Below are 22,586 nucleotides of genomic sequence, written 5' to 3' on the forward strand. Positions count from 1 at the left end.
ATTCGTATACTCGTACAGGACGGCAGCTTATGACGCCGCAGCTTTATTGTACCGGTTCCCATCAGCAAGGCAAGATGCGAACGGAAAAACCTCACCAGAGGGAGGAAACGAGATGTGAAAACGTCAAAACTGAGTGATTCCCGATACGCTGCAGCGGGATATTTTCGACGCTAGACTGTGTCCAGTTTTACTGTAGCGTCTCCAGTTCCATTTGGACCGAGTATATTAGATTGACAGACGCTATGGTTAAATGTAATGCGATCTAGAACGATTCCAGACAGTCTGCCAGAACCAAGTGACGAGACAATTAACACGCGGTCAGGTGCACTGGCAAGTCTTGTACTTCAGTCTTTAGATAGATTGCATACAAGCTGAAAGTTGTGACAAGTCCTGCTGGCTCTAGTTGCTTCACTGATCGTCTTTTTCAGAATACATGACTCTTTCTGATTTGTCTGTTTCCATGAAAAAGAATCTACCTGCAAACCAAAGGCCTGTTGAGTGATGATTCAATTTACTCACTCGCCTTGTGTTGCCACGTGGTAGTGGGTTCATTTTATCTAACCCCGTGTGTATTGGCCTGAATGGACTATTTGTCATCTGAGCGCTATAATTTATGCATGCAATTACACTTAATAATCAGTTGGTTAACTATGTGTTTGTCAGCCCTGATGTTTCTGCTTTTATGTACCGTTCATCAGGATGAGATACCATTTCGCATTACGTTTTTAATTTTATTTATATTTGCTCTCAGTTTCTTCGAACTATTCAGCGAACCACCTTCGGAGTCAAGGCTACTAAGGAGAATTGCAACTTGTGTAATCATGGCAATCTCATTGATTTACTTCACATACCAGTTTTTTATCAAATAGCCCTGCAGTCCACGTACGACAAGCCAAAACTGAAGAGTGAAGTATGTTCGTTGCAGTCTTTTTGTAAAGCGAATGGCCACGATCAGTCAAAACATATTGATGATTAAGGAAAGCTGCGAACGGAAAATCTGGTTTTGTATCGGTTCTTCCGCAGATTAATTCCCTTCCCGAATTACGGGTCGCAGGCCAGAGACTGGCATGGCGTGCAATATACGGGGTCTGGCTGGTTACTCAAATCCACGATCCAGATATTCCGAAAGCGGACGGGATTGGTATGATCCTGCAGCTTGATCGGAAACAAGTCGGGACCTTCCTGCTTGCCTCCGCCGGTTTTTGCGATGATGGAGTAATCCTGGTGAACGGGAACACCATTCAGTAGTACCGTAATGAAGGCGTTTTTGATCTTTTCACCTTGCGCATCGAATTTAGGAGCCACGAAAGCGATGTCATAAGTCTGCCAGCTGAGAGGAGGGAAACACATATTTACATCACCACGCTTTTGCTTGTACAGCCCGCCACACTCATTCTCGACCCCTTCCAGGCCAAACGAATCGAGGATCTGGACTTCATAGCGGCTCTGCAGATAAACACCGCTGTTACTGCGTGCCTGTCCGGTAGCATAAGGCATATAAGGCAGGCGAAACTCCAGATGCAGACGGAAACTGCGATAGGTATTCTTGAATTCGGTTCCCTCTTTTAACAGGCCTTCCTCTGTGATTTCAGCGTCTTTGAGCATATCGGTCGAAGTGCCATCAAACAGCACGGTCGATCCAGGGGGTGGCGTGGCTCCCAGTGTGATGCTGCGGCGCTGAGTTTTCAATAACTGACCGAGCAGATGTCCTGCCTCGTCCCGAACATCGACAACACCTCCGTGCAACACCTGTATCTGAAAATCACCACCGGTCAGGAATAACACATCTCCTTGCCGAGCCCCTTCCAGCTCGACTCGTGCAGAACGGTCCCACCCATTTCCAGGCAGTCCGCCATGATAGAGTGATGCAACAAAATGACCATCACCACGGGCAACAACCTGCAAACCCAACGCTGCTGCACCACACCAGGAACAGTCATTGCCGATCTGGCCATAGTATTCACCCTGATACTGAAAGTCCTCGTCGGCTTGATCGATCTCGAGGATCGCAAATTTTTTATCCCCTTTGGGAGCCTGTGCAAATGCTGTCGAAGTCAGCAGAAATTGAAACGCAAATAAACCGACCAGTGCAAGACGAAACATCTATCCCCCAAGTTCTCTAATAGCCTTAACCCGAAATGACCAACAATTCTGTGCAAACCACCATTCTGGGGAGACTTCCCGGCATTTGCAAGTCTGGATTCATCCTTTGAATCTTAAGACTCTTCCCCGCCTGCGATACACGAATTTTTGTAAATCAACGTTAACACTCAACATCGGTTCTCCTTGAGATCAGCAGGTTTATTGACACAATACTAACCGGTATGTTGTGACTCTTCGGAGAATTTGTCACAATAGGACCCCAATGCGATTCAGCGAATTCTGATTCCCGCCCATGCCCGTACTTTCATCTGGTAATAGCAAACCCACCTGAAGTGACTCTGTCGATATAGAAAAGATGACTTATGAGATACACCATTTATGGCTTGGTTGTCCTGCTTATCATCATTCACCAGGATAACTGGTTGTGGGACGACAAACGTCTCATCTGGGGCTTCATGCCGATCACCCTGCTGTATCAGGCGGGTATCTCCGTCGGCGCTGCGATTGTCTGGTTCCTGGCCACCAAGTTTGCCTGGCCTCATCACTTGGAAGAAGTTACACAAGAACCACCTGCACAGGCTCAGGAAACAGGAGATAAAGAATAATGATCCAGCTGGTAATTATCGGAATCTATTTATCGCTACTGTTGTTTCTGGGCGTCTTCTCCAGTCGGCTGTTTAAAGGAACCAGTAAAGATTACATGCTGGCCAGCCACTCGATCGGCCCCTTTCTGCTGTTGATGTCTATTTTCGGAACCACGATGACCGCCTTCGCGCTCGTCGGCTCCAGTGGAGAAGCCTATAAAGAAGGCGTCGGCGTCTACGGGATGCTGGCCTCTTCCAGTGGTATCATTCACTCACTCTGTTTCTTCCTGCTGGGAATCAAACTCTGGTCCTGGGGTTATAAATACGGTTACACCACCCAGATCCAGTTTTTCCGGGACCGCCTGGAAAGTGACCGGATTGGAATCATTCTGTTCCCCATCCTGGTCGGACTGGTTATTCCCTACCTGCTGATCGGCGTGATGTCATCTGGTGTGGTCATCAGCAGTATCACAGAAGGTGCATTTGAAAGTTCCTTCGCTGCCTACGACTACGGCGTGCCTCCCTGGCTCGGTTCTCTGGTCATCAGCCTGGTGGTGTTGATCTACGTCTTCTTTGGAGGGATGCGGGGCACTGCCTGGGCGAATACCTTCCAGACAATCGTGTTTATGGTGCTGGGCGTCGTTACGTTCGTAGTGATTTCAAACAAGCTGGGTGGGCTCGATGCTGCCAGCCATGCCGTACTGGAAAAGAATCCGTCCAAGTTAATGCGTGCCGTCGATCCAGCGGACCGGGAGCGTTATGCTGAGCGTTATCAGACCTGGACTTTGATCGCCAAATACAACTATGCCCGTCGGATACTCAAGACTTTGAAACTAAGCGACGAGCAGACTGCGGAAGCTTACAAAGAATTCAAACCACGGTTTCCCAACTGGCAAACCACCGCGGAAGCCGTCTACGCCGCTAAAAACGAGCTCTATAAACTCACCAACGAACAGGTGAATAAAGCCCTGCTGACACAGGACGACCGCGTCATGCCTGATCCCTTTCCTGAAAAATGGAAACAGGGTTTGATGGCGCATCATGATCTTCGCGAATACCCGCGTAGAGACAACGCCGAAGATGAAAAGGCGCAGCTGATCTTTGCAGAGAACATTGGTCACCCCGAGCATGACCTCGATCCCAATGATCCTTCCAAAGGGAAAAAATGGAGTATCAAAAAAGCACTCGGCGTTTACCGCGCCAGCAGCTGGGCACCGGATGCACCACACCCGATGAGCAAGCTGGTCTTCTTCACTTACTTCTTCGTGCCTCTCTCGGTCGGCATGTTCCCGCATCTGTTTCAGCACTGGCTCACAGCACGCAGCGCGGCGACATTCAAACTGCCCGTCGTCGCACACCCGCTCTTCATTATGATTGTCTGGGTTCCCTGTGTGCTGGTCGGCGTCTGGGCGACGTCTGCCATGTTCAATGGTGCCCCACTCTTCCCGCCACACTTCCCGGCGAATGCGGTGCTGGCAGCAATGGTGAAAAAGATGACCTCACCTGTCCTGGCCGGCTTCCTGACAGCGGGAATTCTGGCGGCCATCATGTCGTCACTCGACAGTCAGTTCCTCTGTATCGGCACCATGTTTACCGAAGACATTGTCGTGCATTACGGCGGAAAAGATCGATTTACCGATAAGCAGGTTGTCTTCATGGCCCGCATGTTTATTATTGTGATTGTGGCAATCACCTACGGCTTCAGTCTGCTGGAACCGAGGCGGGTCTTCACGCTGGGGGTCTGGTGTTTCAGTGGATTCTCCAGTCTGTTTCCGATTATCTTTGCCGCCGTCTACTGGAAACGGCTCACAAAAGCAGGCGTTTACGCGGGTGTGATCGTGGCCGCCGGATCATGGCTGTATCTGTTTAGAGAAGCTCAATTCGCTTTAAATCCTGATTACACTTTTCTGGGTATGATGCCTGTAGCAACGATGGTCGTTGCGTCGGCAACGGCGATGACCCTGGTTTCCCTGGTCACACCACCACCCAGTAAAGAAACTCTGGTTCGCTTCTTTCCAGAAGACTAAGTCAGAATAACTACGTTAAGATTATTTGAAATACAGCAGGCTGTGACGAACACCAGACAAACGTTCCACAGCCTGTTGTTGAATCATTTCTATAGAGCCGCGCATGTCCTGTACTTTTAAAACAACCCGCCGTGTCGAATTCCATGAGACAGATATGGCTGGCATCGTCCACTTTGCCAACTTTTACAAGTACATGGAACAGGCCGAACACGAATACTTCCGTTCGCTGGGTCTGACGATTGTGGATAAACAGGCGGACGGCTCCATCATCGGCTGGCCGCGGGTTTCCGCCCAATGCTCGTTTGAATCACCCGCCTATTACGGTGACCTGCTCGAGATCCGTTTAAACATAGAGCGGATCGGCGTGAAATCACTGACAATGGAATATGATCTCTGGCGTGGTAAAACGAAAATCGCCAGAGGACGTATGAAAACGGTCTGCTGTCAGTTCACACACGGCAGTCCCATGCAATCCATCGCAATCCCCGAGTGGATGCTGCTGAAATTTGAAGCATCGATGGATCAGGCTGAATAAACTGTTAAGCAGGGATCAATATGAATGACGCGCAACAGCAACTGATTGTCCGCGACTTAACCAAAGAATTCTCGCTCGCGGGAGAATCACTGCCGATCCTCAATGGCGTGAACCTGAGCCTCAATCGCGGAGGAGCCCTGGCAATCACGGGGCCTTCGGGTTCGGGAAAAAGCACTCTGCTCTACATTATCGGCGTGCTCGATCAACCAACGTCAGGTGAAATCATTCAGTTCGGACAGAACCCGTTTGAACTGAAAGCCAAACAGCAGGCAGAGTTTCGCAATCAGAACATCGGTTTTATCTTTCAGGACCATCACCTGATGCCTCAGTTCTCGGTTCTGGAAAATGTTCTGATCCCGACCATGGTCTATCAGGGCACCACCAGCGATGCCGAAGAACGTGCCCGCCATCTGCTCGAACGCGTCGGGCTCTCGGATCGTCTCAATCACAGACCCGCCCAGATTTCCGGCGGGGAACGCCAGCGCGTAGCCGTTTGCCGCGCCTTGATTAATAACCCACGCCTGCTGCTGGCCGATGAACCCACGGGAAACCTCGACCGCGTCAATACAGAATCGATCGGCAAACTGCTGCTGGAAATCAATCAGGAACAGAACACGATCCTGATCTGTGTCACACACAGCCGCGAACTGGCCGTCCTGTTTCCGCAGCATCAGCGGTTGCGCGACGGATCGCTCGTGACAGAAACAGCCTGAAATTCCAATTCCAATCTTCGCAAGAGTTCATCCCATGAATCAAGCGCGATTCGTCATCAAAAGTCTGAGCTATCACTGGCGCACCAATCTCGCGGTTCTCCTGGGGGTCATCGCTGCCACTGCAGTCATTGGGGGCGCCCTCATCGTCGGCGACTCCGTACGGGCCAGCTTAAGACAAATGACTCTCGACCGTCTGGGCAAAATTGATTTCGTCGTCTCCGGCCATCGCTTCTTCCGCGAACAACTGGCCGAGGATCTCACCGAATCTACCGACCTCCCTAAGCAAATCAAGACCATCGCCCCTGCGCTGGTCCTGCGAGGCAGCCTGGAAAAAAATCGGGACGATCAACGCCTGCGCGTCGGCCAGGTCAATATTTTTGGTACCGACGAACGACTCTGGTCACTGCTCGAACATCCGGATCTCCCGCCGCCACAAGACGACCAGGCCATCCTCAACGCCCGCGTCGCTGAACAGTTACAGGCCGCGGTCGGCGATGAAATCACACTCTGGATTGAACTCCCGTCCGCGATTCCCCGCGACTCCCTGCTGGGCGAACGTGAAGAACAGTCGGTCGAAATCACTCTCACCGTCAGCACGATCCTTGACTCCGAATCCAAAGCCGGACGGCTGGCGCTGCTCCCCAATCAGCAGTTGCCCCTTGATCTGTTTATCTCCCTCAAGACACTCCAGGCGGCATTAGACCTCGACGAAATTGTCGCCTCGCGACGCAATCCTAAATCGCAACCGGCACGTGTGAACGCCCTCTTTTTCAACTCCGAGAGTTCAGACGCCGTTTCTCCCGCCGTTCTGGAAACCGCCCAACAACTGGAATCCGTTTTAAAGAGCTCCCTGAAGCTGGAAGACCTCAACCTCAAGATTGCGTCTAATAAAGACTACCAGTATCTCTCGCTCGAAAGCGATCAGATGATTCTCGATCCGCAGATCGAACAGGCGGGCATGGCGGCAGCGAAGGCACTGAGCCTGCGCACGTCCCCCGTGTTGGTCTACATCGCCAACGAAATCAAACCTGTGAATAAAGGACCGGCTGATCTCAAAGAACAATATTCGATGTATTCGATAGTCGCGGGACTCGAATTCTCTCAGCAGCCCCCCTTTGGTCCCTTTAAATTCATCGGAGCAAAGCCGGAACTCCCCATAAAAGAGAACGACATCGTCCTCAACGAATGGCTGGCCAAAGACCTGAATGTCAAAGTCGGCGATGAAGTGCGTATGAAATATCATGTCGTCGGTTCCCGGGGAGAACTACCCGAAACCGAACAAACTTTCAACGTGCGTGGCATTATTCAACTCGATGGAACTCCCGCAGCCGACCGCAAGCTGACCCCCGAGATGGAAGGCATCACCGATGCCGATACCTTCGGTGACTGGAAACAGCCCTTCCCTATGCAGCTGAACCGTGTCACCGACAGCGATGAAGATTACTGGGACAAATACAAGGCCACCCCCAAAGCCTTCGTCTCACTCGGAACGGCGCAGTCATTATGGAACAGCCGCTATGGCAGTCTGACCTCTCTGCGGTTCACTCCACTGCCCGGTAAAACGCTGGAAGAAACCGCGCCCCGGTATGCGACAGAATTACTCAATAATATCGACGTCTTTAAAATGGGCCTCACCGTACAACCCATCAAGCTGCTCGGTCTGGCAGCCGCCAGTGGAACCACCGATTTCAGCGGGCTGTTTATTGGTTTCAGCTTTTTCATCATCCTCTCGGCCATCATTTTAATTCGCCTGCTGTTCAAGCTCGGCATCGACCGGCGTGTTTCATCTATCGGCCTCCTCTCCGCTATCGGCTTTACCCCGCAGCAGGTCAGACAGATCATCTTTAAAGAAGCCTTCGTCGTGATTTTCACAGGGGGAATTCTGGGAATCCTTGCTGCCATCGGTTATGCCTCATTGATGTTATACGGCCTCAAGACCTGGTGGATCGGCGCGATCGGCACCCGCTTCCTGTTTCTGGATTTGACAGCAACCAGCCTCGTCATCGGCTTTCTGATCGCGGTCCTGTTCTCAAGCTTCGTCATCTGGAAATCGATGTCGGAACTCAAACAGATCTCCATCCGCAGCCTGCTCGCTGGCGTGAACTCCGCGGAAACAGAGAACGTCAAAGAAACCCGTCGCGTCGGCTATACCTATAAAATTTCCCTCGGCCTGGCGATGGTCCTGGTTTTGGCAACCGTCTCGGGGGTCATTCCCCGGCAGGAAGCCTTCTCCGGATTTTCCTGGCAGACCGTCTCCTTCTTTCTGGTCGGTACTCTTTCGCTGGTCGCCAGCCTCAACTTGCTGTCCAGCAGACTCAGGCAGACTTCCACAAATCCCATCAAAGGCGCAGGAACAGGAACCCTTATCAAACTCGGCATCCGCAATGCCGGTCGCTTTCGTCAGCGGAGTGTGTTGACGACCGCACTCATCGCCTCGGCGACATTCGTACTCGTCTCTGTCGCCGCCGGTCATCGTAATCCCGCGGTGGAAAGTCCCGACAAAGATTCCGGCAACGGGGGATTCACTCTCATCGCCGAATCCACGTCTCCCCTGATCTACGATCTGAATACCGAAGCAGGTCGTAGCAAAATGCTGGTCAATGTTCCCGACGATGCAGATACAACCCAGCTCCTGAAACAGATGCACGCGATTCCCTTCCGCGTCAAACCGGGTGAGAACGCCAGCTGCCTGAATATTTACCAGACCAGCGTTCCCACGATCCTCGGCGTACCGCAGGAAATGATCGAACGCGGTGGCTTCAAGTTCGCAGACACGCCGACTGACAATCCCTGGAAACTCCTCAACGAACCTCAACAAGATGGCTCCATCCCCGCGCTGGGCGATATGAATACGCTGATGTACAGCCTGCATAAAGGCATCGGCAAGACCGTGGGCATCCCTTCCGACGAACGTCCCGAACATCAATTGAAAATCAAAGGCATGCTGGATGGCAGTATCTTTCAAGGCGTGCTGCTCATTTCAGAACAGCATTTCCAGACTCTGTTTCCCGAGCAGGCAGGCTTCGAATATTTTCTGATTGAAGTCCCCCCCGCTCAGGCAGGCAAGCTCGCCGGCGTTCTGGAAACAGGGTTGACCGAATACGGGTTCGACGCCGACCTCGTTGCCAATCGACTCGCTGACTTCCTCGCCGTGCAGAATACCTACCTCTCAACCTTCCAGACTTTGGGAGGTCTGGGTCTGTTGCTCGGAACTCTCGGCCTGGCGACCGTGATGTTACGTAATGTGGTCGAACGTCGCAGCGAGCTGGCCCTGTTGCGGGCCATTGGCATGACGGGCAGTGATGTCGCGATCATCGTCCTGTCCGAGAATGCGTTTCTCCTGCTCTGGGGACTGCTTTCCGGAACCGTCTCCGCCCTGCTGGCGATGCTGCCACATCTGCTGTCTACCGGCGCGGATCTCCCCTGGGAGAGCGGCCTGATGATTCTGCTGGCGGTCCTGCTGACAGGCATGCTGGCGGCGCTGCTGGCGGTCGCTGACGCCGTCCGGGCACCGATACTGGCGACATTACGTGCTCCATAAGAGTTTGTATACAACCGCATTTCAGTCATTCACACAAAATTCCATGATTGTCGGGTGCTGGAATTTCACAAACTTACTATCATAATTACAGAGTTGTCTCGCCAATAGAATTGATCCCTCCCCTCCAATATTTCAGGAGTTTGAAGAATGTCGAAATGGACGATTGTCTTAATCTTTGTTGCCTGTGCTGCACTCTCCTGGGGAACCTATGTGCCTCTCGTGCATATCGCCGCCCAGAAGCTGCACAGTAACCTCCGCGCCTTCCTGTTCGTAGGTATGGCTTACTTTCTCGTCGCCGTTCTGATTCCCTGCTTCTTCATCTTCGTGCTGGATAAAGACCCGACCGCCAAAGCGGGCGTGAACTTCAATACCGGCCCGATCCTCTGGGGCATCCTCGCCGGTACCGCCGGCGCAATGGGAGCATTGTGTGTCATCTTCGCGGTGACCACTGGCGGTAAAGGGGCCGCCATCTATGTCGCGCCGCTCGTCTTCGCAGGTGCTCCCATCGTTAATACCATCGCCACCATTACCGTATTCCACCCGACCAAAACACTGCCCGACCTCCGCTTCTTCCTGGGACTGGGCCTCGCCGCCGCCGGAGCAGCCATGGTCATGATCTATAAACCCGTCGATAAACCACATGCGGTTCCCGCTGCGGTCGAGCAACTTATCGAACCGGCAGCCAACGACGCCGGCACTACATAGTCGTCTGTCCCAATTCTCATTGAACAGAGCCAACAAACATCAAACCTCTTCCGATTATCAAATCGGAAGAGGTTTTTTTATTCTCTACTACCAGATGAATCTATCGCAGCGTTTTGGGAATCTGGTTGTCATTGATTGCTTTTGACCATTCCGCCAGCCGGTCTTTTCCCAGTACCCAGAAGTTGCCGCACAGAGTCAGGTATTCCAGCACGACTTCCTTCTGATCCTTTTCCAGCAAAGCTTTTGCCAGACCGAAATCAGGGCCGAACGAATTCAGTTGAGGCGATCCTTTTGTCTTCCCCGCTTTGATCAGATACTGCTTCGCTGCATCCACATCGCCTTCCGCCAGCGCGATCTCACCAAGAATGATATTTCCATAATGTTCGTTATTGCCACTGTTCCAGTCTGAGCCGATCTGATTCAACATCAACTCTGCATACTCTTTTGCTTTCTCCGTGTCGCCTGCCACCAGAGCCGCCTGCGCGAGACTCTTTAACAGCACATCTTTAGCCTGATTGGCTGACAGCTGATAAGCGATCTCCAGCTGTTCCAATGCCTGCGTAGCTGCCTCTTTCTGCACTTTAAGCGATGAACTACTCTGCATGTCCAGCGAATACAACTGCCCGAGCTTCCGGGCCCATTGGGGATTATCCGCATCCAGTTTCTGTGCTTTTTTCAATGACTTCTTCGCCAGTTCCCGATCAGGTAACAGAAAATAGTTGGCGGAGTGCCCCAGCAGTGTCAGATTGTCCGGCTGCGCTTTGAGTTGTTTTTCCCAGGCTTGTTTTCCACGGGTATAAGCCGACCCATCGAGAACCATATCCAGTTGTCCGAACGGCGTTCCCAGTACCCCTGCTTCCGGCTTATTCTCAATCAACCACAACACATTCTTCTGTTTCGCCTTTCGCGCTGCGGTATCGGTATACTGCTTCGCAAAATAATAACCCAACAGTTGCGTCCGGGCTTCGATATTCTTCGGATTCTCCTGGACTTTTTTTTCCACTGTCGCCGCCTGATCCGGCGTCATTCTGCGTCCCTCAATCGCCAGCATCGTCACGTCAGCGGCTTGCAAAACGGAACAGAGGCCACACATCAACCCCATAACGATGGCTGTTAAAAATCGATTTCTCACGTGAATCTACCTTTCCTGATTCAGCATTTCACTGAATCCCAAATACCAACAAATTCGTCTGGCCTGCTTTTCTCGAAGTCTCATTGTAGCAGTCTGTCACGGGGATAGATAAACAAATTGTTATTCCGCTGCAGATTTTGAACTTGACCCCGCCGCGCCAACAGCGATAAACGCTGTTCTGTGTCGCGCGCGTGCCCAGTTTACAGAGCATCGAAACACGCGCCACTTGTTCTTGATCTTCACCATAAAACAGCCTGTTTTTTCCAGATTTGCACTGCCTGAAACCGCACCAGTTCCCGATGTATGCCTGCGGGTCGCCACACATCGCAGTCCTTCATCCCAGCACCGCCACTGATCACACCAGCATCGGCTCCGGATCAACCCATATCGCCACATGATTCTATTTATCCCCCTTGACGCCCCCACACCTCTCCCTAATATTTTCCTTCACAACAATGAAAGGAAACCTCAAACCACCAGGTTAACATCAAACATGCAAGAGAATGCACATCAAGATTGAAACCACTTAAGATTGAAATCCCGGGTGCCATCTGTCGGCTTGCCCGACAGTGCCTCTGCTCAGGGCCTCCTTACCCGGTTCACCAGACATTATAAATGAAGGGCCTCCAGTATCTGCAGATGAATATCCAGAACCACTGTCATAAGATCAGGGGGGGTAGCCCCGAATGTCATTCGGGGTTGTTGCAGACAACAGGAAACTGTCAGTGAAAGTATTCGAACGATTAGAGAATTTCCGACACAGGCTTCTGTAGGGTGCGGACCCATGTGTCCGCCCGACTGGTGAAAATCGAACTGGGTTCATACTCAGAACGGGACCATTAAAAACGTCGCAGTGCGACAAGGCAAAACTCGTCGATACCGCGGGCAAACAAATGGGTTTGCCCCTACACGAAATGATCGCTTGCACTGTCAGTTTCCTGCTCGCTACGCTCGGCCCGGATATGCATCCGGGCCCACCCTTTCTTTTTTATTTTCGTGACCTTTCGTATTTTTCGTGGTAGCAATAAAACTGAGTTATTCATTCTACCAAACCCGAATGGCACTTTTATTCCACTTCCTGCTGATGGGAATTCTGGGGGTCTGCATTACCACAAAGTCGCCGTTCAATTACCTGTTGAACCCGATAAAGTTCCCGATCAGTGTCAAGGTACGGTGATTCGAATTGATCAATGGCAATCCACTGCGAACGTTGGTTTTCCATAATGTAGTCAGGATTATCGTCGACGATCAGACATTCGCTTGGTGAGGTATCGGGTATGTTGTTGAGGTCTTTCAGCTTGCGATCCCAGTCTATGAATGGCACATTACTGAGCCAGGGCGTAGCCAGATCGTGAACTACAAGATTGTAGATAACTTCATGGCATCGACCGTCATTGACAGCAGTGTACACGTAGCTGCGTTGGAATCGTTGTCGACAGAATTCCAGGAATTCGGCGAGACCGGGACGAGCAAATTGACTGATCGCATTGGAGATTAATGTTCCTTCGAGATCGAGAGCGATCACTGTTTCGTCTGTCATGGTTCGTTGCACTAACTGAAAGTAATGGTTGGCGTGAATTGATGTCTGCTGGATTAAAAATAGTGCCGGGACCGTTGATCTGCGCTTCCAGGCTGATTCTCTGCGTGTAGTAAAGCAGCAACCATTTCGACTGCTACCAGCATCCCGGAACCAGTCACCCGAATCAAATATTTTTTCGTGTAGTTTCGTGCCGTTCGTGGTAGAAAAAAATCAGACAGGTACGATATTTTCAGATCCGCGCCGGGTGCCACAGTTGGCTTGTCCAACTGTGGCGGAGTAACCAACCCCTAAAGTGGGTAAGCCCGGATGCACATCCGGGCCGAGCGCAGCGAGCAGGAGGTCGCAGATCATTCAGCCAAACCAGAACCAGTATCCCTACCAGTTTGAAGTAACCCGCCCAGTCTCAATGAGAAACTCATATTCAACCCAGACAAAGCAGGTTTCTCCCACAACCTCCTGTTGTCTGCGACAACCTCGAATTACATTCGAGGCCACCCAGTCATTAATTTATCGTTGAAAAATCGTTCGTGTCCTTTCGTGTTTTTCGTGGTAGAAAAATTCAGACAGATACGATGTTTCATCTCCGCGCATAAAAAAACGCAGCCTGATACAGACTGCGTTTTGATATCTTCGATCGGTGTCTCAGTGACTACTGGTTACTCTGCAGACGAGACAGGCGGGCGCGACGCTCAGCACGGCGTCGGTTTCTACGGTTTTCATCGCTGGGCTTTTCGTAATATTCACGACGCCGCATCTCTTTTTTGATACCAGCGTGCTCAACAATCTTGCGGAACCGTTTAACTGCCTCCTGAATTGATTCGTTTTCTCGTAACCGAAGCTTAACCACTCAAATCACCTTTTCTTCTTCCTGATTTCAATAAAAGTTGTAACCATAACCAATTGAATATACATCGTCTCATCAGTGATGAGAATTCAGACGTTTTCACCTGTAGCAGGTCTGTGAACAGACCTCGCGCTATCGAGTTGGAACGACAAAGATAACAAAACAGGTCGGTTCTGCAAAGCCAACGGCATAAATACTCTTTGATTTTCACATCAAAGTGCACACATACACACTATCAATCAGCTTTCAAAATCCCCAGTCGCTGCAGTTTAGACTGGCATTCATCCCGCTCGCGGCTCCGTTTCAGGGATTTCCAGGTCTCATCCTGTACTTCCAGAAACGCTTCTTCCGTAAACGGGGGCACCAGCGATTTTTCAGCCGCATTGGTCATCAGACGTGCCAGCACTTCTTTATCCAGTCGCGTCAGGAACATGGCTCCCTGACGATAGTCTTCAAAGGCTTCCCAGACGACTGGAAACAATGGCTTCACAATCGCTTCACCTATCGCCCGTGAGTACTCCTGAATCTCCCATTGTGCATGGGAGTCCATCCGTAAACTCAAGAAATGAATCAGGTTATGTAAATCAATTTTCCAGTAGGCTTCGGTGTAAGTCGCCAGGGGCAGGTCTTTTCGTGCCTGCTCGCGGGCCACGCCTGCTTCCAGCCGGGCTTCGTAAACATCGCGGGCCTGCTTCTGAAAAGCGGTCTCTTCTTCGGTCAGTTTGGTCCCTAAATCCTCAGCAAGCGGGGCATCACTGCCCTGTCGATTCGAGGCCGCCTGGGTTCGCCATTCGCCCGGTAAAGTTGTCTGAGCTGAATCGATGGCGACGGAATAGCGGGTACTGTATTCGTTCACATTGGCTGTCCGGTGACGAATCCACTGTCGCCAGCAATCCATCGGAACCCGAACCAGAAACTTGAGTTCGGCCATTTCGAAGGGCGTACTGTGACGATGCCGCATCAGATAGCGAATCAGTGTACGGTCATCAGAAACCCGTTTGGTTCCTTCCCCATAACTGACACGGGCTGCCTGAACAATCGAACTGTCATCGCCCATGACATCTACGAGACACACAAAACCATCATTGAGAACCGGGATTTTTTTCCAGCGCAGTTCTTCAACGAGTTCAGACCGCTCCGTCATTGGGAACACTCCCCGAATGCGTTAAAAATGAAGTAGATTGGAATACCAGACGCGGCGGCAGAAACGATCATTCCGCCACAGCACATTTATAGTCAACCGTGCTCTCAAACGACACCGTACCGGTAGCCTCGTCTGTCAAAATCAATAAAATCGCCTGCAATTCCCGTCGTTTCCCGCTTCCGATCAAGCCAGACTCGACCGGGAAGTAATGTCCACCGTGCGGTTTTCGCGAGATGACTTTAACGCGGCCAGCAGAATTTCGGTCACATGCCGGGCCGTCGCCGCATTGGATAATGGCGGCTGAATCCCCATCCGGATACAGGCAGCCCAATGCTGATGCGAATTCTGCACCGGGTAATTCGACAGATCAACAATTTCCTCAACCAGTGGCGCATCTTCATCCACCTGGGAACTGGGACAGTAATACCGCAGCGATTCGGCCTGACGACTGCTGACCAGCTTGCCTTCAGTCCCATGCACCGAGAACTCATAGGTTCGGGCGGCATCACACCAGCCGGTCTGCGCCGTTCCCAGGGCACCACTTGCAAATTCCAGGATCATCGACGCCGTATCTTCCAGTTTCGTCGGTTTGGCCACGGTCGTCAATTTCGCTGTGATCGACTTCACCGCGCCGGCCACTCCCACCAGATTGGCAATCGCATACACGCCCATGTCAAACAGCGCCCCGACATCCGCTTTGTCTGCATCGAAAAACCACAAATCATCCGCCGGTTTCTCCTCCAGGATCTGTTGAATGCCTGCGTAATAGACTTCCGGCCCCCCATGACTGGCCCGCGCCTGGGCAGACGAAATGGTTCCCAGTTTTCCGTCTTGAATATAATTACGACTGGCCAGCACATGCGGATTCGACATATAAGGCAGCGCCAGCACGGTCTGATTGTGGTTGTCAGTCGCTTCCACAAATGCGTCTGCTTCATCCATCGACGTGCTTAACGGCTTCTGCATGTAAACGTGCTTGCCCGCTTTGATCGCTTTAATACCCCATTCCACATGCAGGGGATGCGGCAGCGCGATCGCCACCGCATTCACTTCTTCATCGTCGATGACGGCCTGATAATCGTGGGTCGAACGTGGCACATGAAATTTCCGACACAGCACATCCAGCCGCGACTGCTTCCGCCCGGACAGCATCACGACTTCACAGTTTTCCACCGTCTGCAGTTCCGGCAGATGCATCTTGGCGGCAATCCCACCCGCACCAATAATTCCGACTTTCAAGTATTCCATCAATGTCTCTCCTGCTGGTTTGCTGTCATTTCTTCAACAACCTCAGTGTCGCTATTTTAGTGAATGCTGTAAAGTCTCTGTTTGAACCCGACCAGAACAGACATTCAAAGAGATTGTCTACCACGAAAGTCACCAAAGAATCGAATGAGCAACAGGTTAAAAAGGTGTCAGGAACCTTATATTTAAGGTTCCTGACACCTTTTTAACTTTCCGGGTTGAGATTTCGAAATATTCTTCTTCCACTTTGAACTGTCGCCTCCCTCGCGGTAGAATCAGATCTGCAAAAAAGGTGACAGACAAGACAATATCAACAGTTTCAGGGAACTGCCATGCGAGAATTTCATCATGTCGGCGTGATTACCGATGATCCACAGCCTGGCGAAATTTATGTTCCGGAAACAAAAGTCTTCGTCACCAATCCCAACGAGCATCCCTACAAAATTGAATACCTGCGGTTCGAAGCCGACACCCCGGTGACCGGTCCTGTCCGCAACCAGCCACACATCGCCTTTAAAGTCCTGGATATCGAACAGGAAATTGCAGGCCTCGAAGTGCTGCTCGGGCCCTTCCAGGCGATGGAAAATCTGAAAGTCGTCTTTGTGCTGATCGATGGCGCCGTGTATGAATTCATGGAGTTCACCGAAGGTTCTGAATTTGGAGAGTTTGAGCAATGAGTCAACCACTTCGCACTAATCGTTTTTGCCTGAGCCTGCTTCTGCTGGTTTTATTCTGCACTCCGGTTTCCAGTCCTGCGGAAGAACCGAAAACACTCCGCATCGGCATCATCGGTCTGGATACATCGCATTCCAGCAACTTCTCCAAAATTCTGAATGATCCCCAGACAAAATTTGATGCGTTCAAACACTGCAAAGTCGTCGCCGCTTATCCTCAAGGGAGCCGTACGATTAAAGAGAGCCTGGAGAGCGTTCCTGAAATTACGAAAGCGGTAAAAAAGCAGGGCGTCGAAATCGTTCCCAGTATCGAAGCCTTACTGGAGAAAGTGGATGCTGTTCTGCTGGAAAGCAATGATGGTCGGGTGCATCTGGAACAGGCGCTGCCGGTCTTGAAAGTGGGCAAGCCGTTGTTTGTCGACAAACCGATCGCCGGTGATCTGACCGATGTGATTGCCATCTATGCAGCCGCAGAACATTTCAAGACGCCGGTCTTCAGCTCTTCTTCACTGCGCTATACGGATGGAGCCAAAAAAATTAATAGCGGGGTGATCGGCGAGATTATCGGCTGCGATGCGTATAGTCCCTGTCCGGTAGAAAGCACACACCCCGACTTTTACTGGTACGGCATTCACGGGGTTGAGACCCTGTACACGATCATGGGCCCTGGTTGTGAGACGGTAGTACGCGTCGCAACTCCCGAGACAGATCTGGCCATCGGCACCTGGAAAACAGGTCGCATTGGCACGTTTCGTGGTCGTCGTAAAGCCGACAATGGCTATCAGGGCGGCTATGGCGGCACGGCATTCGGCACGAAAGGCATCGCACAGATCGGCAGTTTCAGCGGTTATGAACCGCTGCTGGTCGAAGTCATCAAATTCTTCCGCACGGGCAAAGCACCTGTTACGCCGGCAGAGTCGATCGAAATCTACACGTTCATGTCAGCCGCTGATCTGAGTAAACAGAAAGCGGGCACCCCGGTCAGACTCGCCGATGTCGAGAGCCAGGCAAGGGAAGCCGCTAAGAAAAAGCTGGCCCCGTATCTGCAGACTCCCTAAAAAGGTGTCAGGAACCTTATATTGACAGTCAAGTCAGATTACGCTAAAAGTATTTGATTATGGGACGACCAAAACGCGCTGCACAGGCGGGATATCTTTATCATGTGCTGAATCGGGCGAATGCCCGGATGACGATCTTTGAGACGGACGAAGACTACTCCGCGTTTGAGCGGATTTTGTCGGAGGCCGTCGAGCGGTTCGAGATGCGGCTGCTCAGCTATTGCATCATGCCCAATCATTGGCACCTGGTCGTGCATCCCAGTGAAGACGGCCAACTCTCCCGCTTCACAGGCTGGCTCACACTGACCCATACCCAGCGCTGGCACGCTCATCGCCAGAGCACCGGCTCCGGTCACGTCTACCAGGGGCGGTTCAAATCATTGCCGATCCAGGATGACGAACATTTCTATACAGTCTGTCGGTATGTTGAGCGGAATGCCTTAACGGCAAATTTGGTGAAGCGGGCCGAAGACTGGCGGTGGGGGAGCCTGTATCACTGGAAACAGGGAACAACCGAACCACAGCCTCTCTTATCTCCCTGGCCGCAGAGACGCAAACCGGGCTGGACGGAGTATGTCAATCAGCGGCTGACCGAGCGAGAGCAGCAGGCTCTGACACGTAGTATCCAGCGCGGCGCCCCCTTCGGCGATGAGCAGTGGACCGAAAACACGGTCAGACAACTGGATCTGGGAAGTACAATCAAACCGAGAGGCAGACCCCGGAGTTAAAAAGGTGTCACTTTTTTTGAGCTTCGATAGGGGTTGTTTTTAATAAAAAAGATTACATCAAAAGAAGAAGCTACTAAATATGCTGTCAATTATTTAGAGCAAAAAGGATATGACTACGCTAAATGTCTTCTTGCAGTCAAACTACCTCGAAGAATAAATCAATTATGGGCTGGTTTAATAGAGGGTGAATGCAATCTTGAAACTGATATATGGCAAGTTTCTTTTCTTTATACAGACTTAGAACCAGATGTAATATCTACTGCTAATGAATTTAGCGTTTTTGTTGAAAGTGAAAATGGTAATTGTGGAATATTTTTTAATATGTAAATGCCGCACGAATCTGGCGTGTTGCGCCGAGTTAAAAAGGTGTCAGGAACCTTAAATTTAAGGTTCCTGACACCTTTTTAACCTTTGTACCAATAAGCCATGAGCTACCTCGATGGTGCGTGGTTAAACCAGCATCTCAGCTTCACAGAAATCCGCAACCATGCTGACCAGTTTTCTGCGATCAATGGGCTTCGTCAGGTGATCATCGCAGCCGACACTGATGCATTTTTCCCGATCTCCTTCCATGGCATTGGCGGTCAGAGAAATAATCGGTCCGGGATACCCCTGCTCGCGAAGGAGTCGGGTCGCACTATAGCCATCCAGAATTGGCATCTGCATATCCATCAGGACCACATCATACAGCAACCCGATTTCCAGCGCCCGCATTGCAGCCTTGCGGGCAGCTTCACCATTTTCAGCAACCGTCACTTCCGCTCCGGATTTCTTCAGAATAAAACTGATCAGTTTCTGGTTATCAGGGCCATCCTCAGCCAGCAGGATCTTTTTCCCTTTGAGTGCAAACGCCTGTTCTTCAGGTAGGGCAGCAGAACCCGATTCGTGCGCCGTGTGAGCTTTTCTCTCAGGCAATTCCTGCAGTAGCTGAACGCCTTCCAGGTTACCTGTACTCACGGTGGCACTGAACCGGGATCCCTGGTTCAATTCACTGGTCGCAGAAATATCACCACCCAGAACATCAGTCAGACGTTTGCAGATGGTCAGCCCCAGTCCCGTTCCACCATATTTCCGGGTGGTTGAGGAATCGGCCTGAGAAAAAGGACGGAACAGACTGGCCATCTGTGACTCCGTCATTCCGATCCCCTGGTCTATCACGGTAAACTGAACCTGCGGTTCTCCACCAGGATTTTCCAGAAAAGAGGTTTCCAGGCGAATCGTGCCTACTTCCGTGAATTTAATCGCATTGCCGATCAGGTTGATCAGGATCTGTCGGATGCGGGTCGGGTCGGAATGAATCTCTGCAGGCAGCGGGAACTGATAGCCGGCTTCCAGTTTCAACCCTTTGGCTTCTGCTCTGACCTGAACCAGTTCCAGCACCTCTTCCACAATCGTCTGTGGGGAGCAGCAAATCGATTCGACATCCAGTTTGCCTGCCTCAATTTTTGACAGATCCAGAATATCGTTGATCAACTCCATCAAGTGCCCGCCGTTGCGTTTGATGGTATCCAGCGAATCGGAAATCAGCTCGGGCAGTTGCAGTGACTTCGCTTCCAGCTCCAGGATTTCCGTATAACCCAGAATGGCTGTCATCGGCGTACGGATCTCATGACTCATATTTGCCAGGAAGGCACTTTTAGAACGATTAGCAGCCTCGGCCTGTTTACGCAGTGATTTCTGTTCGCGCAGCAGCTCCAGCGCACGAATCGCGTTCCGCACGCGGGCCTTGATTTCGGAATCGGTGGCCGGCTTGGGAATGTAATCGAAGGCGCCTTCCTCAAAAGCGCGGGTAATCCCTTTACCATCGTTCTGGGACGTCACCATTATCACGGCGACTTCGTCCACCTTAAAGTTCGCGCGCACTTCACGCAGCACTGCAAACCCATCCAAGACTGGCATTTCCACATCCAGCAACACCAGATCTGGTTTCAGCGCATGAACTTTTTGCCGACCTTCTTCCCCATCGGAGGCTGTGTAAAGTTCGTACCCATCCTGCAGAAGGGCCTTAGAAAGAATTCTGCGAACAACGTCAGAATCATCGACGATTAATATTTTAGGGGGCTGATTACTGCTCATATTATTTTCTGTCTATGCCTGTTATTGACAGTTTTTAAACTGGGTAAGTTTACCTAAAGCTAGGTCAGAGAATGAAGTTGAGTTTGATGACTGCAGGGTTTTCCCCCATTTTAAAAATGAAACTTCTGGCGCAGGTTCCGATTAAACGAGTTACGACAGATTTCTCAGAAAGTTCAGTGTGTGAGATTAACCACACACACCTTCAGGTATATCCCGACAACTTTCGATTCGTTCAGTCGTCAGAGACGCGTAATGCGGGAATTTCCTGTTTAAGCGAATCTACGACGTCGTCGGAAACGCTGGTATTGCTCAGGCTCAATTCTTTCAGTTTGGAAGTGACGGTCAGGTATGCCACGCCGGCATCGGTCACCGCAGTATGATCCAGCATCAGCACTTCCAGATGCGGCAAACGGGCCAGCATTTTCAGTCCCGTATCAGTAATCTGCGTCCCATCCAGGTGTAAGATTTCCAGATTGCGGCATTCGGAAAGTACTGCAGCCGTACGATCAGTGATACTGCAATTCGATAAGATCAGTACCTTTAAGGTTTCTTTTGTTGATATCTGGTTCAGCACTTCCAGTTCGTCTTCCTGAAAAGTGGAACCTGCCAGACTGATGCTTTCCAGATACTGTTTATTTAACAACGACGCCAGAGTCGATTTCTCAAGCTGACAGTTCTCGATTGACAGATGTTTTAACTGGGGAATTTGCATCAGAGCAACTGCCCGATTTTGATCAATCTGAAAACCTGATAAATAGAGTTCTTCCAGCTTGTGAAACTCCGGTAACAGAGCAAACAGCGCATCGATCTCCTCGAGGCTGCTTTCAGGCTGCTGCTGCCAATTCATCCAGGTCACAGAACGATGATAATTTAAAAAGGGCTTGGGAATAAAAGCGGGACCTGGCATTGTACCATAATCGTGAACAGCGATTTCCCCCGCTTCATTCTCATCGAAGACCAGCAACTGCGCCTTCTGCTTCTGGAAGGCGGAAACATTTGAATGAAATCGCATGACCAGGAAGATCGACCAGACGACTAAAACGCAAATTGCAATAAGAGCGGCGATCAGACCACGGTGGAGGAGAATCCGTCTGTTTTTTTTGTTATTGGGAACAGGCTCGGTTTCGACATCGGCACTCATTCACACCTCAACTCACTCAGCGGGCCGTCCATCCGCCATCGACGGTGACCATGCTGCCCGTCATATAACTCGACGCATCACTGGCCAGAAAGATCGCCGCGCCCTGGATCTCTTCCATCCGCGCCCAGCGGTTCATCGCGACCGCGCCCACGATGAATTTCTTGATCTCTTCCGTTTCCGCAAATGGTTCATTCATCGGCGTCAGAAACGGTCCCGGGCAGATCGCGTTACAGGTGATTCCGTATTCACACAGTTCCAGTCCCAGTGCCCGCGTCATCTGCACCATGGCGCCTTTGCTGGCAGTGTAAGGCGTGCGGTTCGACATGCCCACCAGTCCCAGAGTGCTGGCCAGGTTGATAATCTTTCCGTATTTCGCTGCTTTCATATGCGGTACGACAGATCGCACGCACAACCAGGGACCCGTGACATTCACATTCTGCACATCCTGAAACTCTTCAAGTGTGAGTTCATCAATCGGGCCACGAATATTAATGCCCGCATTATTGATCAGAATATCAATCTTGCCGAACTCGGAGATCGCCCGCTCGGTCATCGCGGTCACCTGTTCCGCATCGGTCACATCGGCGGCCATCCCGAGGACTCTGTTTCCGTAGTCAGACTGAATTTGAGCCGCCGTCGCTTCAACTTCAGCCTGGTTGCGACTGGTGAGCAGTAAATTCGCGCCCGCAGATGCCAGACCTTCCGCCATCGCCGCACCCAGGCCTTTGGAACCTCCGGTAATAATGGCGACACGACCAGTTAAATCGAACAGTTTGATTCCAGGCAGCATGGATCA

The 22,586-nt window shown here is 51.2% G+C and carries 19 protein-coding genes; 10 read left to right on the forward strand and 9 right to left on the reverse strand.

Translation table 11 applies throughout. The features are described from left to right. Positions 1 to 1,041: 1,041 nt before the first annotated feature. Positions 1,042 to 2,103, reverse strand: a complete 1,062-nt coding sequence (locus Pan161_RS27200) for a 3-keto-disaccharide hydrolase (RefSeq protein ID WP_145231887.1) — start codon at positions 2,101 to 2,103, stop codon at positions 1,042 to 1,044. Positions 2,104 to 2,465: 362 nt separating this feature from the next. Here Pan161_RS27200 and Pan161_RS27205 point away from each other — a divergent pair, with 362 nt between their 5' ends. The 6 genes from Pan161_RS27205 (at position 2,466) to Pan161_RS27230 (ending at position 10,208) form a co-directional block, all read left to right on the forward strand. Beyond that, complete coding sequence (locus tag Pan161_RS27205) at positions 2,466 to 2,708, forward strand: DUF3311 domain-containing protein (protein WP_145231888.1); 243 nt, start codon at positions 2,466 to 2,468, stop codon at positions 2,706 to 2,708. Further along, positions 2,708 to 4,714: a sodium:solute symporter family protein gene (locus tag Pan161_RS27210; protein ID WP_145231889.1), complete on the forward strand. Its 2,007-nt coding sequence runs from the start codon at positions 2,708 to 2,710 to the stop codon at positions 4,712 to 4,714. The genes Pan161_RS27205 and Pan161_RS27210 overlap by 1 nt, the downstream gene beginning before the upstream one ends. 103 nt (positions 4,715 to 4,817) lie before the next feature. Beyond that, positions 4,818 to 5,249: an acyl-CoA thioesterase gene (locus Pan161_RS27215; RefSeq protein WP_145231890.1), complete on the forward strand. Its 432-nt coding sequence runs from the start codon at positions 4,818 to 4,820 to the stop codon at positions 5,247 to 5,249. A 20-nt stretch (positions 5,250 to 5,269) separates the two neighbouring features. Next, on the forward strand, positions 5,270 to 5,962 hold the full coding sequence (locus Pan161_RS27220; protein ID WP_145231891.1) for an ABC transporter ATP-binding protein: 693 nt from the start codon (positions 5,270 to 5,272) through the stop codon (positions 5,960 to 5,962). A 34-nt stretch (positions 5,963 to 5,996) separates the two neighbouring features. After that, complete coding sequence (locus Pan161_RS27225) at positions 5,997 to 9,503, forward strand: ABC transporter permease (protein WP_145231892.1); 3,507 nt, start codon at positions 5,997 to 5,999, stop codon at positions 9,501 to 9,503. Positions 9,504 to 9,650: 147 nt separating this feature from the next. Further along, positions 9,651 to 10,208 carry a hypothetical protein gene (locus Pan161_RS27230; protein ID WP_145231893.1) on the forward strand — a complete coding sequence of 186 codons (558 nt, stop codon included), beginning with the start codon at positions 9,651 to 9,653 and terminating at the stop codon, positions 10,206 to 10,208. Positions 10,209 to 10,308: 100 nt separating this feature from the next. Here Pan161_RS27230 and Pan161_RS27235 read toward each other — a convergent pair whose 3' ends face one another. From Pan161_RS27235 to Pan161_RS27255, 5 genes are all read right to left on the reverse strand, one after another. Continuing rightward, complete coding sequence (locus Pan161_RS27235; protein WP_145231894.1) at positions 10,309 to 11,340, reverse strand: tetratricopeptide repeat protein; 1,032 nt, start codon at positions 11,338 to 11,340, stop codon at positions 10,309 to 10,311. 1,066 nt (positions 11,341 to 12,406) lie between these two features. Further along, on the reverse strand, positions 12,407 to 12,880 hold the full coding sequence (locus tag Pan161_RS27240) for an NIF family HAD-type phosphatase (protein WP_145231895.1): 474 nt from the start codon (positions 12,878 to 12,880) through the stop codon (positions 12,407 to 12,409). A 649-nt stretch (positions 12,881 to 13,529) separates the two neighbouring features. Then, positions 13,530 to 13,727, reverse strand: coding sequence for a 30S ribosomal protein S21 (rpsU, locus tag Pan161_RS27245; protein WP_081459387.1), 198 nt, complete (start codon positions 13,725 to 13,727; stop codon positions 13,530 to 13,532). A 232-nt stretch (positions 13,728 to 13,959) separates the two neighbouring features. Further along, positions 13,960 to 14,868, reverse strand: coding sequence for an FAD-dependent thymidylate synthase (gene thyX / locus Pan161_RS27250; RefSeq protein ID WP_145231896.1), 909 nt, complete (start codon positions 14,866 to 14,868; stop codon positions 13,960 to 13,962). Between the two features lie 183 nt (positions 14,869 to 15,051). Continuing rightward, positions 15,052 to 16,116: a Gfo/Idh/MocA family protein gene (locus tag Pan161_RS27255; RefSeq protein WP_145231897.1), complete on the reverse strand. Its 1,065-nt coding sequence runs from the start codon at positions 16,114 to 16,116 to the stop codon at positions 15,052 to 15,054. 329 nt (positions 16,117 to 16,445) lie between these two features. Here Pan161_RS27255 and Pan161_RS27260 point away from each other — a divergent pair, with 329 nt between their 5' ends. The 4 genes from Pan161_RS27260 to Pan161_RS27275 are packed head-to-tail and all read left to right on the forward strand — an operon-like array spanning position 16,446 to position 18,900. Next, a complete protein-coding gene (locus Pan161_RS27260; protein ID WP_145231898.1) occupies positions 16,446 to 16,790 on the forward strand; it encodes a hypothetical protein in 345 nt (114 codons plus the stop codon). After that, entirely contained in the window at positions 16,787 to 17,845 is a 1,059-nt protein-coding gene (locus tag Pan161_RS27265) for a Gfo/Idh/MocA family protein (RefSeq protein ID WP_145231899.1), read from the forward strand. Before Pan161_RS27260 ends, Pan161_RS27265 begins: the two co-directional genes overlap by 4 nt. Before the next feature lie 59 nt (positions 17,846 to 17,904). Next, a complete protein-coding gene (locus Pan161_RS27270) occupies positions 17,905 to 18,573 on the forward strand; it encodes a transposase (RefSeq protein WP_145231900.1) in 669 nt (222 codons plus the stop codon). Positions 18,574 to 18,606: 33 nt separating this feature from the next. After that, on the forward strand, positions 18,607 to 18,900 hold the full coding sequence (locus Pan161_RS27275) for a hypothetical protein (protein ID WP_145231901.1): 294 nt from the start codon (positions 18,607 to 18,609) through the stop codon (positions 18,898 to 18,900). Positions 18,901 to 19,023: 123 nt separating this feature from the next. Here Pan161_RS27275 and Pan161_RS27280 read toward each other — a convergent pair whose 3' ends face one another. From Pan161_RS27280 to Pan161_RS27290, 3 genes are all read right to left on the reverse strand, one after another. Further along, positions 19,024 to 20,649 carry a response regulator gene (locus tag Pan161_RS27280; RefSeq protein WP_145231902.1) on the reverse strand — a complete coding sequence of 542 codons (1,626 nt, stop codon included), beginning with the start codon at positions 20,647 to 20,649 and terminating at the stop codon, positions 19,024 to 19,026. A gap of 232 nt (positions 20,650 to 20,881) precedes the next feature. Beyond that, positions 20,882 to 21,790: a leucine-rich repeat domain-containing protein gene (locus Pan161_RS27285; protein WP_145231903.1), complete on the reverse strand. Its 909-nt coding sequence runs from the start codon at positions 21,788 to 21,790 to the stop codon at positions 20,882 to 20,884. A gap of 16 nt (positions 21,791 to 21,806) precedes the next feature. Continuing rightward, positions 21,807 to 22,580 carry an SDR family NAD(P)-dependent oxidoreductase gene (locus tag Pan161_RS27290; protein ID WP_145231904.1) on the reverse strand — a complete coding sequence of 258 codons (774 nt, stop codon included), beginning with the start codon at positions 22,578 to 22,580 and terminating at the stop codon, positions 21,807 to 21,809. Positions 22,581 to 22,586: the final 6 nt, after the last annotated feature.

The organism is Gimesia algae (assembly GCF_007746795.1).
Taxonomy (GTDB): Bacteria; Planctomycetota; Planctomycetia; order Planctomycetales; family Planctomycetaceae; genus Gimesia; species Gimesia algae.

What these genes read in the sequence shown, in the direction of transcription:
- Pan161_RS27200 (WP_145231887.1), bottom strand. Translation starts at nt 2,103, where the DNA reads ATGTTTCGTCTTGCACTGGTCGGTTTATTTGCGTTTCAATTTCTGCTG.
- Pan161_RS27205 (WP_145231888.1), top strand. Translation starts at nt 2,466, where the DNA reads ATGAGATACACCATTTATGGCTTGGTTGTCCTGCTTATCATCATTCAC.
- Pan161_RS27210 (WP_145231889.1), top strand. Translation starts at nt 2,708, where the DNA reads ATGATCCAGCTGGTAATTATCGGAATCTATTTATCGCTACTGTTGTTT.
- Pan161_RS27215 (WP_145231890.1), top strand. Translation starts at nt 4,818, where the DNA reads ATGTCCTGTACTTTTAAAACAACCCGCCGTGTCGAATTCCATGAGACA.
- Pan161_RS27220 (WP_145231891.1), top strand. Translation starts at nt 5,270, where the DNA reads ATGAATGACGCGCAACAGCAACTGATTGTCCGCGACTTAACCAAAGAA.
- Pan161_RS27225 (WP_145231892.1), top strand. Translation starts at nt 5,997, where the DNA reads ATGAATCAAGCGCGATTCGTCATCAAAAGTCTGAGCTATCACTGGCGC.
- Pan161_RS27230 (WP_145231893.1), top strand. Translation starts at nt 9,651, where the DNA reads ATGTCGAAATGGACGATTGTCTTAATCTTTGTTGCCTGTGCTGCACTC.
- Pan161_RS27240 (WP_145231895.1), bottom strand. Translation starts at nt 12,880, where the DNA reads ATGACAGACGAAACAGTGATCGCTCTCGATCTCGAAGGAACATTAATC.
- thyX (WP_145231896.1), bottom strand. Translation starts at nt 14,868, where the DNA reads ATGACGGAGCGGTCTGAACTCGTTGAAGAACTGCGCTGGAAAAAAATC.
- Pan161_RS27255 (WP_145231897.1), bottom strand. Translation starts at nt 16,116, where the DNA reads ATGGAATACTTGAAAGTCGGAATTATTGGTGCGGGTGGGATTGCCGCC.
- Pan161_RS27260 (WP_145231898.1), top strand. Translation starts at nt 16,446, where the DNA reads ATGCGAGAATTTCATCATGTCGGCGTGATTACCGATGATCCACAGCCT.
- Pan161_RS27265 (WP_145231899.1), top strand. Translation starts at nt 16,787, where the DNA reads ATGAGTCAACCACTTCGCACTAATCGTTTTTGCCTGAGCCTGCTTCTG.
- Pan161_RS27270 (WP_145231900.1), top strand. Translation starts at nt 17,905, where the DNA reads ATGGGACGACCAAAACGCGCTGCACAGGCGGGATATCTTTATCATGTG.
- Pan161_RS27280 (WP_145231902.1), bottom strand. Translation starts at nt 20,649, where the DNA reads ATGAGCAGTAATCAGCCCCCTAAAATATTAATCGTCGATGATTCTGAC.
- Pan161_RS27285 (WP_145231903.1), bottom strand. Translation starts at nt 21,790, where the DNA reads ATGAGTGCCGATGTCGAAACCGAGCCTGTTCCCAATAACAAAAAAAAC.
- Pan161_RS27290 (WP_145231904.1), bottom strand. Translation starts at nt 22,580, where the DNA reads ATGCTGCCTGGAATCAAACTGTTCGATTTAACTGGTCGTGTCGCCATT.